The organism is Acinetobacter sp. ACZLY 512 (assembly GCF_023614015.1).
In the GTDB taxonomy this organism is placed as follows: Bacteria; Pseudomonadota; Gammaproteobacteria; order Pseudomonadales; family Moraxellaceae; genus Acinetobacter; species Acinetobacter soli.
The window spans coordinates 134,578-151,949 of the sequence record NZ_JAKIVI010000003.1 but is presented as its reverse complement, the minus strand read 5'-3'; the positions used below and the strand labels follow the sequence as shown (position 1 = coordinate 151,949).

Sequence of the window (17,372 nt, the reverse complement as noted above, 5' to 3'; positions counted from 1 at the left end):
GACGATATGAAGCCATCTCTTTCCAAACATCGACATATTTCGTTTACCGCACATTATACCGGTTACATTTGGTACAAAATGGGTATTTCACATCAGGTGTTTGCCACCCGTAAAGGTCGATCGCTGGTCTCTTTGGCGCACCCACTGGAAACTTGGGCAGAAAAATTTGTGGGCGGCAGCATGCGCAGCACACTCAAACAACGCCATCAAATGCTGGATCAGACACTTGAAGCGCTGATTGCACAATATCCAGACCTTCAAGTACTTGAAATTGCTTGTGGCCTATCACCGCGTGGCTGGTGGTTTAGGCAGCAATATCCGAATATTGAGTTTCGCGAACTGGACTTACCAGATATGGCAGCTGTCAAACAGGCCGCCCTTAAACAACTTGACCCAAATAGTCCGGATGTATTGTCGGTGGATCTGTTTACACCTGATTTTGCAACAGTATTTGAACTTTTCGACCCTAAAAAACCGTTGGTGATTATCAGTGAAGGATTGATCAATTATTTTAGCAAAGCCCTGCTGGGCGAATTGTTAGATGCACTCTCGACTCATGGTCATGAATTTAAACAATTACATTATTTGACCGACTGGTATCCCGAGCCTACACAAAACAAACTGGCTGCTATAATTTGGCATAGCAGTAAGCTTCTTAAATGGGTGTCACGCAGTGCATTCAGTTTTCACTTCACCACCCCACAAGAAATTCAGCGCTTTTTTAATCAGCACGGATTTGCGCAGGTTCAAATTCTTCAACCTGCACAATTATCTCAACCATTTAATTCAGTGAATCCAGAACAACAGGCACATTTAGGTGATTTGGTCTGGATGGTCCATGCACAACACTTGGCGCAATCCTAGACGACCGCTGCAAAGTGCTGCTGACGTTGCTTTTGACGCTCGACATAACGCAATAAGCGATCGGCAAGCGTGAAACTACCATGTTTAAAGATCGCTCTAACTCCAGAGGCTTCAGCTTCAAAGATCAGACATTCAATCTGAAAGCTCCCTTCGTCATCATGTAAATGCAGTGCCAAATCACGAGGTGCATCATTGACTGCATTTAAATCCTTCAACTGCTCTAATCGAAAAAATACCCCAAAAAAACTCAGATCGACAATTTGCACATTAATCGAATGATCGTGTAATCGATGGGTCAGCTTCGTTTTAGACGGATTAACCTGAATGCGAATTTCGCCGCGACGCTCCATCATCTGCATCTGATCGCGAGTCATCGGTAAAATTCCGTCTAACTGATGAATTGAACGACCACTTAAAAATGCCTCAAACAGACGCATGGTTTCCTTACGGCGCTGAAGCTGGGGAACATGATCGGCATTGGCAATAAGCGCAAATTGCATATTCGGACATTGCAGTGCAAAGTTGGCATTTTCATAAGGCAAGGTAAAACTATCGAACTGCCCTGCCGCGACCAGTGTTTCGCATGTTGGTACGGGCACATCGGTTAGACGTAACAAACGCTCACAGTTGATTTGATAGCGTAGTCGTTCAGTGGCATTAAAGTCTGACATTTGCTGAAAAAACAAACGTTTTGCTGTAGGTGACATTCGGGTCTGATCTAGCTTGGCATGATTGACCAAATATAAAATCACCGCCTGACCAAATTCAGACATACGGTCTTCTTGCATGAGTTTGAGCGACTCTTCCAAAATCATGCGCCAGCTTTTTCGCGTTTTTTGCATAACTCCCATCAGCACCAAGCGCTCGACCATATCGGGGCGTAAGTCTGCAAAGCAAGAAGCGATCACCGAGCCCAAAGACATTCCCATGACCGAAATTTTACTCAGTTGAACCTGCTCAAGCCACTGTACGAGAATTCGCGCCAGATCAGGCAGCTCCAAGGTTGCTGCCGATACACCGCTGTCACGGTTGGTAATTTGCTGATTTGCGCCCATCGATGGCAGATCGATTAAAATCACAGGGCCGCACTGGAATAACTGTTCGACACAATATTTATAGGAATTAAAGTTTTGAAAGGCACCGCCAACAATTAAAATCGGCGTTTTATGCGCGGTTTCTGGTGTGGCAATCGCCATGTATTCGACTTTCCAGCCTGCGATCCAAGTTTCTCTTGCTGGCTGTTTAAAGCTATCTCGGTGGTATAAATCAAAAAAACCTGATGACATCCCTTCACGATGAACATCCTCATCCATGCGGATAATGGAATTCATGTTCTCCCTCCTGCTTGCATTGGATTTTTATTTCTACAAGCTATGTTCAACCATTCATTAAAATTTGAGTTTTACAGGTAACGCTGTTATTTCACTAAAAAAAAGAGTTAAGTGACCGTGTTTTCATTCTATACAGATGCAGGATTTTTAAGCAATACATTTCACCGCCACTTATCCAGATTCATTTTTAAATAGATTACAAAATATATCGCGCGCTATTTATGCACGCTTTTTGCATTGCAAGCATTCATTGTTTGTAAATTGCCTGCTACTATGGAAAGTCCAAGAATAATTCTTTGAAAGCGTATGCAAGATTCAATTGAACATTATATGCAGACAGTAGGTCAGCAGGCACGTCGTGCATCTCGACTGCTCTCAAGCGCATCTACGTCCGTCAAAAACCATGCACTGTCGTCGATTTATACAGCTTTGGCAGACCGTCAGAACGAGATTCTTGCGGCCAATGCCATTGATATGAAAAAAGGCCAAGAACAGCATCTTGACAGCGCATTACTGGATCGATTGGAACTTACCCCCACACGCTTTAAAGGAATGCTGCAAGGCTTAAACGATGTCATCGCATTGGTCGACCCCATTGGCGAAATTACCGATCTGGCCTATCGTCCATCTGGTATTCAAATTGGCAAGATGCGTGTTCCGCTTGGTGTAGTGGGCATGATTTATGAGTCTCGTCCTAACGTGACACTAGAAGCTGCTGCGCTAGCCCTAAAATCGGGTAATGCGATTATTTTGCGTGGCGGCTCTGAGGCTTTTGAATCAAATAAAGCCATTGCAGCAGCCATCCAGCACGGTCTCAAACGTGCGGGCCTACCAGAAGCAGCCATTCAGGTGATTGAAACCACTGACCGCGCTGCCGTAGGTCAGCTCATTACCATGTCTGAATATGTAGATGTGATTGTGCCACGTGGTGGAAAAAGCCTGATCGAACGCATCACCAACGAGGCCCGTATTCCAGTCATCAAGCATCTCGATGGCAATTGTCATGTGTTTGTGGATGTTGAAGCTGATTTGCATAAAGCCTTACCCATCGCACTCAATGCCAAAACACATCGTTATGGCGTATGTAATGCCATGGAAACCTTACTGGTTCATGAGGAAATTGCCGAAGAATTCTTGCCGGGCATTGCCGAACTATATGCAGAAAAACATGTCGAGCTGCGCGGCTGTCATGCAACGCGTAAAATCCTCGGTAGCGGTGTAAAAACAGCGACTGAAGAAGACTGGTATACCGAGTATTTGGCCCCTATCTTGGCCATTAAAGTGGTTGCCAATATTGATGAAGCCATTGAACACATTAATAAATATGGCTCGCATCATACCGATGCCATCGTGACCGAAAATTACAGTAAAGTCCGTAAGTTTCTGGCCGAAGTCGATTCAAGCTCAGTGATGATCAATGCCTCTACACGCTTTGCCGATGGATTTGAGTATGGTTTAGGTGCTGAAATTGGCATCTCGACAGATAAAATTCACGCACGCGGTCCGGTTGGTTTGGAAGGATTAACCTCACAAAAATGGATTGTGTTTGGCGACGGTCAAATTCGCCATTAAGTTAATAAACCATTCATAACTTTCAATCAAAGCGTCTGATCAATCTCAGGCGCTTTTATTTTTATCTTTAAATGTTTAAATAAAAAAACCAGCCCTCAGGCTGGTTTTTTTATATTTAGTGTTTAGAAAATAAAGTCGGTATTTACAAACTTCGAGTAATGCTCAGACACCATAGAAGCCAACATGCCTTTATTGTCATCGGTTTGTTTGGTTGCAATCATTGAGCGGATAGAGAAGGCACGCAAGGCATCATGCACAGACAAGGTTCCTTCCGCAGAATCTTTACGGCCGCCAAATGGGAATACATCCGGACCACGCTGACACTGACTGTTAATATTGACACGGCAAACCTGATGCACCAATGGATCGACCAAATGACCAATCTGCTCAGGATCACTACCAAAAATACTCACCTGCTGACCGTGATCAGAAGTTGTGACATAGTCCAGTACTGTTTCAACATCATCATACACACAGATCGGCACAACTGGACCAAATTGCTCTTCACGATACAGTCGCATCTCCTCTGTCACTGGATACACCACGGCCGGATAGAACATGGTTTTACAGTGCTCGCCGCCCTCTGGATTGATTACCTTCGCCCCTTTGGCTTCAGCATCTTCGATCACTTCGGTCATATAGGCTGTGCGATGCATACCTGGTAATGGCGTAATAAATACACCTGATTCCCATGGCATACCGACTTTAAGCTTGCCTAGTTCAGCCGTTAAACGCTGTGCAAATTCATCGGCAATCGAGCGATGTACCATCAACATTTTAAGCGCCGTACAACGCTGACCATTAAACGACAATGCTCCGAGCAAGCACTCTTTCACTGTCAGGTCTAAATCTGCATCTGGCAAAATAATCGCTGCATTTTTGGCATCTAGTCCTAAAATTGAGCGCAGACGATGTGATTTTGGATGTTGTTTTTTCAAGTAATCTGCAACTTTACTCGAACCAATCAAAGCCAGCACATTGATTTTACCCGATGCCAGCAAATGAGGAACCACCAATGAGCCAGGCGCATAGATGGTATTGATCACACCTTTCGGGAATGAATCACGAAATGCCTCTAACAGTGGTTCGAACAATAAAGTACCAAATTGAGGTGGCTTAAATACAATGGTGTTACCCATCAGCATGGCCGGAATCAGGGTTGCAAAGGTTTCATTGAGCGGATAGTTGTATGGTCCCATACACAGCACGACACCCAATGGCGTACGACGGATCTGCCCGATGGTTCCTTCGGCCATCACAAAACGTGAGTTGGCGTTGTCCAGATCTTTTAAGGCATCAATGGTCTGACGCATATAGGTCACAGTACGATCAAATTCTTTTTCAGAATCTGCCAAGCTTTTGCCAATTTCCCACATGATCAGCTTCACAATCAAGTCACGCTGTTTCACCATACGCTGAATGAAGTTTTGCATGCACACAATGCGCTCGGCCACTTTCATCATTGGCCATTCACCACGGCCATTGCTGTAAGCACGTACGGCTGCGTCTAGTGCTTCATCACTTTCTTTTTCACCCATTAACGGATAGCTGCCTAGCTCAACTTGCTGTAGGCTGCCATCTGGCTGCTGTGTCCAGATCGGAGACAATGTGGTCTTGGTTGCTCCTGCCCATGTCTTGAGTTCACCATCGACCAGTGAAACACGTTGATGAATCTGAGGTAGACGCATATTTTCAGGAACGCCGTCTACTGTAGGGAACTTCTGCTGCAAATGATTTGATAAGCCCATTGTTGTTATCTCCAATTAATTATATGTCTAAACCTGATCAATAACGGTCAGATTTAGCTCCTGTAAATACCAGCATTGCAGCTGGTATGGATCTTGGCTTGTACCATAGGGGTCACAAGCCTTCGAGAATTGCATATTTCTAAAAACTACTACCCGCGACAGACACTGTTGCTTATGCCTAATTTTTGGGTCACTTGTTCGATAATTTGTCTCGGTGAAAGCGTGATATCCACAACAATCGCTTCACCGACACTCGGCTCTTCGAGTGTATCTAGCTGGGTTTGCAACAACGATGGATCAAAGAAGTGATCCGCTCGTTCAGCAAGTCGCTTTTGCAAAACCTCGAACGAACCTTTTAAATAGACGAACCGCACATCTTGATCATTCGCGCGCAAGATCTCGCGATATGCATGTTTGAGCGAAGAACAAGTAAACACTGCGGTCTGGCCCATCTGCTGTTTTTGCTCGATTGCCTGACGAATGGCGTGTAACCACGGCAACCGATCTTCATCGGTGAGCGGAATCCCTTGGCTCATCTTGCTTTTATTGGCAGCGGAATGCAGCGTATCGCCATCAAGAAAATCACAAGACAACCGCTCGGACAATAACTTGCCAATTAACGACTTACCTGTTCCACAGACACCCATTGCGATCACAATCATGGCGATTCACCTTTAACTATATGAGGACGCTGAGTAACAGCGTAAAAGCCAAACCCAACACCGAAATAATGGTTTCCAATACAGACCAAGTTTTAAGTGTCTGCCCCACCGTCATACCGAAATATTCTTTGATCAGCCAAAAGCCTGCATCATTGACATGTGAAAACACCAATGAGCCTGAACCTGTAGCAAGAACCAACAGTTCCGGTCTAACTTCAACGCCCGCTGTGGCCGCAATCGGCGCGACAATACCGCAGGCTGTCGCCATTGCAACAGTAGCGGAACCCGTTGCCAGACGAATCAAGGCTGCAACAAACCAGCCTAAGAGTAATGGTGATAAATTTGCTTTTAATGCTGTAGAGACAATTTCATTCGAAATCCCGCTATCACGCAAAATGCCACCAAAACCACCACCCGCGCCAACGATCAACATAATGCCGGCAATCGAAGCCAAACAGCCGCCACAGAATTTTTCAATTTGTACGCGGGTGAAACCTTGCATGGTGCCAAAGGTAATAAAGCTCACCAATACTGCAATTAATAATGCAATATCAGAGGTTCCAATAAAACGCAGCAAATCGTTGGCAAAAGTTTTAGGTGCAAAAAATAGATCCGCCCAGCTACCTACCAGCATCAAGGCCACAGGCAACATAATGGTGAAGATCGTGATACCAAAGCTTGGTAATTCGCGTGTTCTGTTGCTGTCTGCATCAATAAACTGCTGAGCCAAAGGGTTATGTTCAGGCAATTTGACATATTTGTTGATCCAGAGCGCATATACAGGCCCCGCAACAATCGCGGTAGGCACACCGACTAAAAGTGCATAAGCAATGGTTTTGCCAATATCAGCATTGTAGGCCTGCACCGCGAGTAGTGCTGCTGGATGTGGCGGAATCAAGCCATGCACCACAGATAAGCCTGCCAGCATAGGTAAACCCACAATCAGTAACGACTTACCCGTACGCTTGGCAATATTAAAAACAATCGGAATGAGCAGTACAAATCCGACTTCAAAAAACACAGGTAAACCCACCACAAGACCAATCACCATCATGGCCCAATGGATATTTTTCTCGCCAAACCATTGAATCAGTGTAATCGCAATGCGTTCTGCACCGCCCGACTCGGCCATCATCTTACCGAGCATGGTACCGAGTGCGATCACGATCGCAAGGTGGCCCAAAGTTTTACCAGTACCAGCTTCATATGATTTAACAATGTCACCCATTGGCATACCAACAGCTAAGGCCAAACCGAGTGAAACAATAATCAGCACCAGAAACGGGTAAATTCTGAACTTCGCGATCATGACCACTAAGGCAATAATCGCAACTATGGTGTAAATAAGTAACATGCCACCCTGTACGGTCTCCATGTGACACTTCTCCTTGATTTAATTCAATTTGAGCAAACCACCCAAACGAGTGTCTTCAATCGATTAATTTCCTGCGACTGAGACACTATTTTTTATCTTTAAGTATGATCAATATCAGATGATCACGTTCATGCAATATCTAAAAACTAATTAAAATTGATACTTATTCAGTACGTAACTGACTTGCGGCTTGCGCCAAACGCGTAATTTCAGCCCAGTCTTGCGCCGCTACTACCTTTTTAGGTGTTAACCACGAGCCACCCACACACACAACATTCGGTTGCTTTAAGAAATCTGGAGCGGTCTCAACTGTGATGCCACCGGTTGGACAAAAGCGTAAATTTGGAAATGGGCCATAAAATGCCTGAAGCATTGCCACACCACCCGCTTGCTGGGCTGGGAAAAACTTAACCATGTCATAGCCGAGCTCAATCGCCTGAATCAAATCGCTTGGCGTCATCACACCAGGTAATAGCGGCAAACCGGCGTCTTGTGCTGCCAGATGCAAGTCTTTAGTCAAACCCGGCGACACACCAAATTGTGCACCTGCCTTTTTGGCTTGGGCGCAGTGTTCCGGTTTGGTGATGGTACCGACACCAACCACAATGTCATCAGCCAACTGACTTGCCCGCTCGATTGCAGCCAACCCGGCAGCCGTGCGCAAGGTGATTTCAAGCACTTTCACACCGCCAGCATGCAATGCACGAGATACATGCTCACCTTGTTCCGCCGAATCAAATGCCAGTACCGGAATCACAGGACCTAACTGAACAACATCTTCCATCTTGATCATGATTTTTTGTTCCTATTCTTTATTCTTCAACGTTAAACTTGAACGTCTTCGCCGACCAAGGCACCAAATACAGAAGCACCATGCTCGGCAGGTGCGGCCGCCGAGCGAAATACACCAAATAACTCACGACCAAAACCAACTTCGTTTTCAGCCTGATGCGCTGGCTGTGCAACAGGACGTGATTGCCAAACTTGCTCATCAAGCTCCACATCAAGTACGCCAGCCTCGGCATCGATGATCAGCATATCGCCGGTTTGTACCTTGGCAATCGGACCATTGAGCAAGGCTTCTGGAGACAGATGAATCACGGCTGGAACTTTGCCCGATGCACCCGACATGCGCCCATCGGTGACCAAAGCAACATGAAAACCCTGATCTTGTAATACACCCAGCAAAGGTGTTAAACGATGTAGTTCTGGCATTCCGTTGGCGCGTGCACCTTGAAAGCGAACCACTGCGATAAAATCACGATGCAACTCACCACGATCAAATGCAGCCTGTACCGCCTCTTGTGAATCAAACACAATGGCAGGCGCTTTGACTTTACGGTGCTCCGGTGCAACCGCAGAAATCTTGATCACACCCCGACCTAAACGGCCCTGCATTAAACGCAGACCACCATCAGGCTGAAACGGCGCATCAATGCTACGCAATACTTTTTCATCTAAACTTTGCGCGACTGCATCCACCCAAGTCAGCTTACCGTCTATAAGTTTTGGCTCTTTGGTATAGTGCTGCAAACCTTTACCAGCTACCGTGTTGACATCGTTGTGCAACAATCCAGCCTCAAGCAAATTACGAATGAGGAAGGCAACACCACCGGCAGCTTGGAAGTGATTGACATCGGCCTTGCCATTTGGATAAATCTTCGCAAGCAATGGCACAACAGCAGACAACTCATCGAAGTCATCCCAGTCAATTAAAACGCCTGCCGCACGGGCAATCGCAATCAGATGCAAGGTATGGTTGGTTGATCCACCTGTGGCCAGTAAGGCCACAATGCCATTGATAATTGATTTTTCATCCACAACATGGCCAATTGGCGTATAGTTGCCGCGTTCAACAGTTAAATCGAGCACACGAATTGCTGCTTCTGCCGTCAGCGCATCGCGCAACGGCGTATGAGGATGAACAAATGCCGCACTCGGCAAATGCAAGCCCATCACTTCCATCAGCATTTGGTTGCTGTTCGCGGTACCGTAAAATGTACAGGTCCCTTGACCATGGTAAGCAGCAGACTCAGCCTCTAACAACACGTCACGCCCGACTTCACCTGTTGCAAACTGTTGGCGGATTTTGGCCTTGTCGTCATTCGACAAACCACTGGTCATTGGGCCAGCAGGCACAAAAATGGTCGGTAAATAGCCAAATTGCAACGCACCAATCAATAAGCCCGGTACGATCTTGTCGCAAACACCCAGACACAATGCCGCATCAAACATATTGTGAGACAGCGCAATGGCAGTACTCATCGCAATCGTTTCACGAGAAAATAACGACAGCTCCATACCAGCATTACCTTGCGTAATGCCATCACACATTGCGGGTACACCGCCGGCAAATTGTGCTACACCACCATTTTCTCGCGCTGCTGTTTTAATCAAATCTGGAAATGATTTATAAGGTGCATGCGCCGAGAGCATTTCATTATAAGAAGATACAATGCCGATATTGGGTTCGCGTCCGACTTTAATAATGAGTTTTTCTGAATCGTCCATGCTGGCAAAACCATGTGCCAGATTGGCACATGAAAGCGCACCACGAGCAGGAAATTTGCCTTGCGCATCTTCAATACGCTGTAAGTATGCAGCACGGGTTTTTTGGCTACGTGCAATCACACGCTCGGTCACTTTTACTAATATCGGATTCGGCAAGTCCATGCTGGGCGCTCCTTTTACAACCGGATAAGCTGGCAAAAAAATAAACCAAATGATTCTAAGATCATTTGAAAAAATAAATAATAGTATTGGGGTAAAAAGCCACGTGCTATCTCAGTGAATACTAATTCGACAGTCCGTATACATACTTTAAATGGTATAGAGAAATTAGATTTTTAAAATCAGAAGCTCTTAAAAAAGCCTATATATCATTACACTCAAAACCGGTTTTTAAAACTACAGCAAGATTATCTCAATATCAATACCAAGAAATACATTTAAATACACACCATCCAATGACTGTATAAAATAAAATCATATTACAAATTAAATATTTGATTTTTATGTTTTTATTTTGATTATTTCTTTTAATTATACAAGAAATTTAATAGAAAAATTTCATTATATTTTCAAAATTAATAGTAGTATTTCTATTTTTTATATCAATTCATGATTACCAATTTTAATAGTACATATACTTATCTGTATACCTTGTTAAGTTAATACAGCTTATTTATATTCTGAATGGAAAGAATTTATTCAAATAAATCTAAAGGTATTTAAAAAATTAATTGTATGAGCCATAAATTATTTATGTACAAAAAACCGAACTATTCACTGCTGTGAAAATAAACACATCGATTAAAATATGGACGAAATTAAGATTAGTGAGAAATGGTTTGAAGAAGATTATTCTGAGTGATTAATACTTAATATATATAAATCTTAAAGTGTATTAATTAGGCACCAAACTTAATTATTTCAATTTTTATAAAAAAACCAAACTGCCTTTCTGTTCGTAATGGCTTCTTAGTCATGCTTCATTTTTATCAGCGAATATTCTTTTCGCTTTATCTATCCCTATTGATGCTGGCTTATAGTTTGCATCGCGCTGTTTAGATTCACACTAATCAAATATCCGAAAAACAAAAACAACTTAAGGGATTGATTTATATTCATTTATTTAAAATTAAAACCATTTTTAAATGAAATTATCTTACCAAAAGCCAAATCTTTATACAGGAGGTTCGCCCCTATAGAGTTCCAGATCACGCGATTTTCATCAATCATTTACCTGACAGACAGTCTAATTCGCTATGATCAAAGCTCGGCATGGATCTTGTGCGTGGTGCAATTCCTTACAACCAATATCGTGCTCTTTTTTCAATGCCAGTGTGATTGGTGCTTGGCAGTAGGCTATAAATTGTTTAATCGTCGATAGTGCTTAAGTCTAATCTGCTAAAGTCTATCTTGGACATAAAAACAACACATGTTAAAACATTAAGTATGCGCTAACCTTCGAATCGTTCATGAATTTGAATTTCAAGTGAACAAATAATTTACAACAGCAATCGGGTAACCTATCGTGTCTACATCAGTATTAGTTATTAACTGCGGTTCTTCCTCTATCAAATATGCGTTGGTTTCTGAACGACGTGAAGATCGGATCTATGGGCTGGCAGAGAATTTGGGTGGTGCAGATGCGCGTATCAAAGGTATTACCGTTGGAGGCGAGCCGCTTGAACTCTCTATTCCATATGCAGATCACGAAAAAGCACTAGAAACCTTATTGGCTCGACTCGCCAATTACAAACCGCAAGCCATCGGGCATCGCGTCGTTCATGGTGGCAGCTTAACCAAAGCCGAACTCCTCACGCCAGAAATTATTGATCGAATCCGCGCTGCCACACCGCTGGCTCCGCTACACAATCCAGCACATTTAATTGGTATTGACGCCACCATGCGTTTGTTCCCAGAATTGCCACAAGTGGCTGTATTCGACACGGCGTTTCATCAAACCATGCCGGCACATGCCTACCGCTATGCTGTACCTAAATTTTTGTTTACCGAACACAATGTTCGCCGCTATGGTTTCCACGGCACCAGTCACGCTTATGTATCAGAGCGTGGAAGTCAGTTGGCAGGGCAAGTTAAACAAGGGGGTTGGTTAACTGCTCATTTAGGTAATGGGAGCTCGACCTGCGCCATTTGGAACGGCGAAAGCCAAGATACGTCGATGGGCATGACCCCACTTGAAGGTGTTGTTATGGGCACACGTAGTGGTGATATTGACCCTAGTCTTCATAGCTTTTTAGCCAGCAATCTAGGTTGGGATATTGCCAAGATCGACACCATGCTCAACAAAGAAAGTGGCTTACTGGGGCTTTCAGATCAACTCTCCAATGATATGCGCACGCTGATTGAGGCCGCAGATACAGGGCATGAAGATGCCCAACTTGCAATTGAAGTGTTCTGCTATCGTTTAGCCAAATCGCTGGCTGCATTAAGCTGCGCACTTCCACGCCTTGACGGTTTATTCTTCACAGGTGGAATTGGAGAAAACTCAGCATATATTCGTGAAAAAACCATGGCATATTTGCCACACTTTGGTTTTGCGCTCGACAAAACACGCAATAACGGCTTAAAACGTGGTACGGAAGGTCGAATCGACAATGGCACTGGACCTCAAATCTGGGTTATTCCAACCGATGAAGAAGGCCGGATTGCCAAAGAAACCGAACAGGTCGTCGAACAGGCTAAAACTGCTGATGTGCATGTGCAAATGGCGTAAGCATTCAATGATTTCTATAATTCTTTTTTGATAAGGCAGTTATGAATACTCTTTTACTGATTCCTACCGGGGAAGGCGTTGGCCTGACTTCAGCCTGTTTAGGCCTGATTTATGCACTCGATTGCAACGGTATTAAGGCCGGATTTTTAAAGCCATTTTCACAGGAACTCCCAAATCAGGTGGATCGAACCACCTCCTTATTCAGCCATCTTTTCCAAGGCACCACCGTGACTTCGATTGCGCACGAAAAAGTGCTACAACGCTGGGCACTCGGTGAGCGCGACGAACTACTTGAAGAAGCAGTGAGTCTACATCGAAATGTTGCAGCCAATTATGACGTGATCATTGTGGAAGGCCTTTTACCCACTGCTCAAGATCATTTTGCGACTGAATTGAATGCAGCGTTGGCTCAAGCACTCGATGCAAAGGTGGTGCTGGTGAGTACAGCAGATGTGCAAAATCCGCGTCGTACAGCAGAGAAAGTTGAAGCACATCTACATCAGTTTGGCGGTACATCCTCAAATCGTACCGCTGGTGTGCTGTTTATGCGTACCCGTGGCTTACCTGAAGAAACTGCGCATATTCCACTGACCATTGATCCGTCATTGCGTCTAGATACTGAAATTGCAGACTTTAGCAAAGAGCTACAACGCTATAATCGACATCTTGGCTCACCAACCTTGCCAATTATTGGCATGGTGCCTTTTAGCAATACCTTAAGTGTACCGCGCACGCTCGATATTGCCTCTGTGGTTGAAGGTGACTGGATTCATCAGGGTGATGCCAAACATCGTCGTATTTTGCATTCGAGTCTAATTGCGTCCAGTATCGAATATGAGCTGAATAAGTTTACTGCGGGTGAACTGATTATCAGTGCATCGGAGCGCACAGATGTCCTGTTGGCCAGTAGCTTAGCCACCAGTAACGGTATTCCACTGGCAGGCTTGGTGCTCACCGAACGTAAAGCGCCGAATCCACAAATTCTGGATTTTTGTCAGCATGCCATCAAGCAAGGCTTACCGATTTTACACACTCAACTCAATACACTGGAAACTGCACAACGACTGGCCGATTTTGGAAACGAGATCCCCACTGATGACACCGAACGTGCAGAACAAGTCACGCGTTTTGTCTCAAGTCATATCGATGTGACTTGGCTGCAAGCCCAGATTAATACAGGGGTTCAACCGCGTTTATCTCCATCGGCATTTCGTCATGAACTGGTACAAAAATCAATTGCAGCCAAAAAGCGCATTGTACTGCCAGAAGGCGATGAACCACGCACCGTTCAGGCCGCTGCCATTTGCCAGTCTCGCGGAATTGCGCACTGTATCTTGTTGGCCAAACCTGAAACTGTGGTAGAGGTAGCCAAAGCACGAGGAATTGAATTGCCCGATGATCTGGAAATTATTGATCCCGATCTGATTCGCAATCAGTACATCGCACCAATGGTGGAGCTACGTAAAGGAAAGCTGAGCGATCTTCAAGCCAAAGAGCAGCTTCAAGATACCGTAGTTTTAGGCACCATGATGCTGGCACTCGATCAGGTGGATGGATTGGTTTCTGGTGCAATTCATACCACCGCCAATACAGTTCGCCCCGCTTTTCAATTGATTAAGACAGCACCCAACTATTCTTTAGTTTCCTCTGTCTTTTTCATGCTGCTTCCAGATGAAGTTTATGTGTATGGTGATTGCGCAATTAATCCAGACCCAGATGCCGATCAACTGGCCGAGATTGCCATTCAATCGGCAGATTCTGCAAAAGCCTTTGGCATTGAACCGCGCATTGCCATGATCAGTTACTCTACCGGCACTTCGGGCACAGGTGCAGACGTAGAAAAAGTGGTCCGTGCCACTGAAATTGCCAAACAACGTCGCCCAGACTTACTGATCGATGGACCACTGCAATACGATGCCGCCTCGGTTGAAAGTGTTGGTCGACAAAAAGCACCAGATTCAAAAGTCGCTGGCCGCGCCAATGTATTTATTTTTCCAGACTTAAATACGGGTAATACCACCTATAAAGCAGTTCAGCGCTCGGCAAACGTGGTGAGTGTTGGCCCGATGTTGCAAGGCCTAAATAAACCGGTTAATGATTTATCACGTGGCGCATTGGTCGATGACATCGTGTTTACCATTGCGCTGACCGCGATTCAGGCCGAGCAGCAACTTGAAGCAAAAGCTGCTGCGCTAGCCTCATAATCACTTTTAATCGCTCTTTAAAAAGCCATTTGCCACGATCAAGTGGCTTTTTAAATTGATTACCAGTGTTACTTCTTTTGAGCCAACCATACCGTATGTCCAGTACATTCTGGATCTTCTGCAATCATTTTGATGATTTTAAAGCCATATCGAGCCAGTAAGTTCCGATATTCTGCGGCATCTAAACTGGCATGATAAAGTGGCTCACCAAACATATCACCAATCGCCTCCCCATCGCTTGGCCCACTGGTAAACATAAGCACACCACCTGATGCAGCAAGCATTGAAAACTGTGCAAACATTTGGCGCTGATCTTCAGGGTTAAGATGAAAAAAACTATCCCACGCCAAGATACCATCAAAGGTTTGCTCAGCACGAAACTGACGAATATCGGCATTTATCCATATCTGTTCAGAAAAATTTTGCTGTGCCATATCTAGCATGACTGTGGACGCATCAACTCCCGTCAATTGACAACCCTGCTCAATCAAATATTTTGCAATAGGTATCCCCGAACCACATCCCAAATCAACTACCTTTGCAGACATGGGTAATAGACCTAAAAAACGATCAAGCCATATTTTTTCGTGTAGAAAATCGCCTCTTAACTGTGTCCAATCACGACCATGTTTTTGATAAATTTCAATAATATTTTTTGCTAAATCACTATACTGCATTAGGATCTTCTCTGTATTAAAAGCACAATTTCCTGCTCTGAATCGCAATCTATGTATCCCTTCGACCTTTAGCCAAAATCTCGCCAAAACTCCCCACAGCCTGATCGTTTTATCATATAATTTAGCCCGCTAGCTAACTGCCCGCTCAAGAGATTTTTTGGTATGACCACAATTATCAAACAAGAAGACTTGATCACTTCGGTCAAGGACGCCCTTCAGTTCATTTCCTACTATCATCCGCAAGATTTCATTCAGGCCATGAGCCGCGCGTATGACCGTGAAGCGAACCAAGCTGCAAAGGATGCAATCGCGCAAATTCTCATCAACTCTCGTATGTGTGCAGAAGGCCATCGCCCAATCTGTCAAGATACGGGGATCGTCAACGTTTTTGTTGATGTAGGTCTAGACGTTAAGTTTGATCTGAGCATGAGCCTAGACGATGCAATCAATGAAGGTGTACGCCAAGGTTATCTTGAAAATACCAACGTACTGCGTGCTTCAGTGCTTGCAGATCCGGCTTTTGGTCGTAAAAATACCAAAGACAATACACCTGCCGTGATTCACTATAAGCTCGTTCCGGGCAACAAAGTTGATATTACTGTTGCAGCAAAAGGTGGCGGTTCTGAAAACAAATCTAAACTTGCCATGCTGAATCCATCAGATTCGATTGTAGACTGGGTACTCAAAACAGTTCCAACCATGGGTGCTGGCTGGTGTCCGCCAGGTATGCTCGGTATCGGGATTGGCGGTACTGCTGAAAAAGCCATGATGCTTGCCAAAGAAGCATTGATGGAAGAAATCAACATGGACGAGCTACTTCGCCGTGGGCCAGAAAACAAAATCGAAGAACTTCGTATCGAAATCTTTGAAAAAGTAAATGCGCTCGGGATTGGTGCACAAGGTTTGGGCGGCTTAACCACAGTCCTCGATATTAAAATTAAAGATTATCCATGTCATGCAGCAGGTAAGCCAGTTGGTATGATTCCAAACTGCGCCGCAACTCGTCATGCCCACTTTCAGCTAGATGGTTCAGGCCCAGCGCATATTCAAGCCCCTAAACTTGAAGATTACCCAGAAGTGACGTGGGATGCGTCTAAATCAAAACGCGTGAATCTTGATACCATCACCCAAGAAGAAATGAACTCTTGGCAGCCGGGCGATACCTTGTTGCTCAGTGGTACCATGTATACTGGCCGTGATGCAGCGCATAAACGCTTAGTCGAAATGATCGACAACGGTGAAGAGCTTCCTGTCGACTTAAAAGGTAAATTTATTTACTACGTTGGCCCGGTTGATCCTGTACGTGACGAAGTGGTTGGACCTGCTGGCCCAACAACCGCAACGCGTATGGACAAATTCACACGTAAAGTGCTTGAGCACACGGGTCTGTTTGGCATGATTGGTAAAGCAGACCGTGGCCCAACAGCCATTGAAGCGATTAAAGACAATCAAGCCACTTATCTGATGGCTGTCGGTGGTGCAGCGTATTTGGTTTCAAAAGCAGTTCGTGAAGCCGAAGTGGTTGCCTTTGCAGATTTGGGGATGGAAGCCATCTACAAATTTGTAGTTGAAGATATGCCGGTTTCCGTTGCAGTTGATGTAAACGGTACATCGGTACATGCCATTGCACCTAAAATCTGGCAAGAAAAAATTGGCAAAATCCCTGTGATTGATGCCACTGCGGGTTAATCAAAAGA

Annotated in this window: 12 protein-coding genes; 5 read left to right on the top strand and 7 right to left on the bottom strand. The window is 44.7% G+C overall.

Annotation, left to right across the window (positions count from 1 at the left end; genetic code table 11):
- The first annotated feature begins 6 nt into the window (after positions 1–6).
- The gene (locus tag L2096_RS05270; RefSeq protein WP_250364988.1) at positions 7–864 is read left to right on the top strand and encodes a class I SAM-dependent methyltransferase; all 858 of its coding nucleotides are present in this window, start codon (positions 7–9) and stop codon (positions 862–864) included.
- On the opposite strand, the gene L2096_RS05265 is transcribed toward L2096_RS05270, so the two are convergent.
- Positions 861–2,195: an alpha/beta fold hydrolase gene (locus L2096_RS05265; RefSeq protein WP_250364987.1), complete on the bottom strand. Its 1,335-nt coding sequence runs from the start codon at positions 2,193–2,195 to the stop codon at positions 861–863. The two genes, L2096_RS05270 and L2096_RS05265, sit on opposite strands and share 4 nt — an antisense overlap.
- 306 nt (positions 2,196–2,501) lie before the next feature.
- On the opposite strand from L2096_RS05265, the gene L2096_RS05260 reads away from it, so the two are divergent.
- A complete protein-coding gene (locus L2096_RS05260; RefSeq protein ID WP_004932889.1) occupies positions 2,502–3,767 on the top strand; it encodes a glutamate-5-semialdehyde dehydrogenase in 1,266 nt (421 codons plus the stop codon).
- Between the two features lie 122 nt (positions 3,768–3,889).
- Here L2096_RS05260 and L2096_RS05255 read toward each other — a convergent pair whose 3' ends face one another.
- From L2096_RS05255 to edd, 5 genes are all read right to left on the bottom strand, one after another.
- Positions 3,890–5,515 (bottom strand): NADP-dependent glyceraldehyde-3-phosphate dehydrogenase, encoded by a 1,626-nt coding sequence (locus L2096_RS05255; protein ID WP_250364986.1) that lies wholly within the window; start codon positions 5,513–5,515, stop codon positions 3,890–3,892.
- Between the two features lie 149 nt (positions 5,516–5,664).
- A complete protein-coding gene (locus tag L2096_RS05250; protein WP_004932877.1) occupies positions 5,665–6,177 on the bottom strand; it encodes a gluconokinase in 513 nt (170 codons plus the stop codon).
- 16 nt (positions 6,178–6,193) lie between these two features.
- Positions 6,194–7,552, bottom strand: coding sequence for a GntT/GntP/DsdX family permease (locus L2096_RS05245; protein WP_004932875.1), 1,359 nt, complete (start codon positions 7,550–7,552; stop codon positions 6,194–6,196).
- Between the two features lie 163 nt (positions 7,553–7,715).
- Positions 7,716–8,345, bottom strand: a complete 630-nt coding sequence (gene eda / locus L2096_RS05240; RefSeq protein ID WP_004943699.1) for a bifunctional 4-hydroxy-2-oxoglutarate aldolase/2-dehydro-3-deoxy-phosphogluconate aldolase — start codon at positions 8,343–8,345, stop codon at positions 7,716–7,718.
- Between the two features lie 32 nt (positions 8,346–8,377).
- Complete coding sequence (gene edd / locus L2096_RS05235) at positions 8,378–10,225, bottom strand: phosphogluconate dehydratase (RefSeq protein ID WP_104124594.1); 1,848 nt, start codon at positions 10,223–10,225, stop codon at positions 8,378–8,380.
- A 1,363-nt stretch (positions 10,226–11,588) separates the two neighbouring features.
- Here edd and L2096_RS05230 point away from each other — a divergent pair.
- Positions 11,589–12,794 (top strand): acetate/propionate family kinase, encoded by a 1,206-nt coding sequence (locus L2096_RS05230; RefSeq protein WP_004932868.1) that lies wholly within the window; start codon positions 11,589–11,591, stop codon positions 12,792–12,794.
- A 41-nt stretch (positions 12,795–12,835) separates the two neighbouring features.
- Entirely contained in the window at positions 12,836–14,998 is a 2,163-nt protein-coding gene (gene pta, locus L2096_RS05225; protein ID WP_151808453.1) for a phosphate acetyltransferase, read from the top strand.
- A 68-nt stretch (positions 14,999–15,066) separates the two neighbouring features.
- On the opposite strand, the gene L2096_RS05220 is transcribed toward pta, so the two are convergent.
- Positions 15,067–15,675, bottom strand: coding sequence for a class I SAM-dependent methyltransferase (locus L2096_RS05220; RefSeq protein WP_119690858.1), 609 nt, complete (start codon positions 15,673–15,675; stop codon positions 15,067–15,069).
- 162 nt (positions 15,676–15,837) lie between these two features.
- Here L2096_RS05220 and L2096_RS05215 point away from each other — a divergent pair, with 162 nt between their 5' ends.
- Positions 15,838–17,364: a fumarate hydratase gene (locus tag L2096_RS05215; RefSeq protein ID WP_004943712.1), complete on the top strand. Its 1,527-nt coding sequence runs from the start codon at positions 15,838–15,840 to the stop codon at positions 17,362–17,364.
- Positions 17,365–17,372 lie beyond the last annotated feature (8 nt).

What these genes read in the sequence shown, in the direction of transcription:
- L2096_RS05270 (WP_250364988.1), top strand. Translation starts at nt 7, where the DNA reads ATGAAGCCATCTCTTTCCAAACATCGACATATTTCGTTTACCGCACAT.
- L2096_RS05265 (WP_250364987.1), bottom strand. Translation starts at nt 2,195, where the DNA reads ATGAATTCCATTATCCGCATGGATGAGGATGTTCATCGTGAAGGGATG.
- L2096_RS05260 (WP_004932889.1), top strand. Translation starts at nt 2,502, where the DNA reads ATGCAAGATTCAATTGAACATTATATGCAGACAGTAGGTCAGCAGGCA.
- L2096_RS05255 (WP_250364986.1), bottom strand. Translation starts at nt 5,515, where the DNA reads ATGGGCTTATCAAATCATTTGCAGCAGAAGTTCCCTACAGTAGACGGC.
- L2096_RS05250 (WP_004932877.1), bottom strand. Translation starts at nt 6,177, where the DNA reads ATGATTGTGATCGCAATGGGTGTCTGTGGAACAGGTAAGTCGTTAATT.
- L2096_RS05245 (WP_004932875.1), bottom strand. Translation starts at nt 7,552, where the DNA reads ATGGAGACCGTACAGGGTGGCATGTTACTTATTTACACCATAGTTGCG.
- eda (WP_004943699.1), bottom strand. Translation starts at nt 8,345, where the DNA reads ATGATCAAGATGGAAGATGTTGTTCAGTTAGGTCCTGTGATTCCGGTA.
- edd (WP_104124594.1), bottom strand. Translation starts at nt 10,225, where the DNA reads ATGGACTTGCCGAATCCGATATTAGTAAAAGTGACCGAGCGTGTGATT.
- pta (WP_151808453.1), top strand. Translation starts at nt 12,836, where the DNA reads ATGAATACTCTTTTACTGATTCCTACCGGGGAAGGCGTTGGCCTGACT.
- L2096_RS05220 (WP_119690858.1), bottom strand. Translation starts at nt 15,675, where the DNA reads ATGCAGTATAGTGATTTAGCAAAAAATATTATTGAAATTTATCAAAAA.
- L2096_RS05215 (WP_004943712.1), top strand. Translation starts at nt 15,838, where the DNA reads ATGACCACAATTATCAAACAAGAAGACTTGATCACTTCGGTCAAGGAC.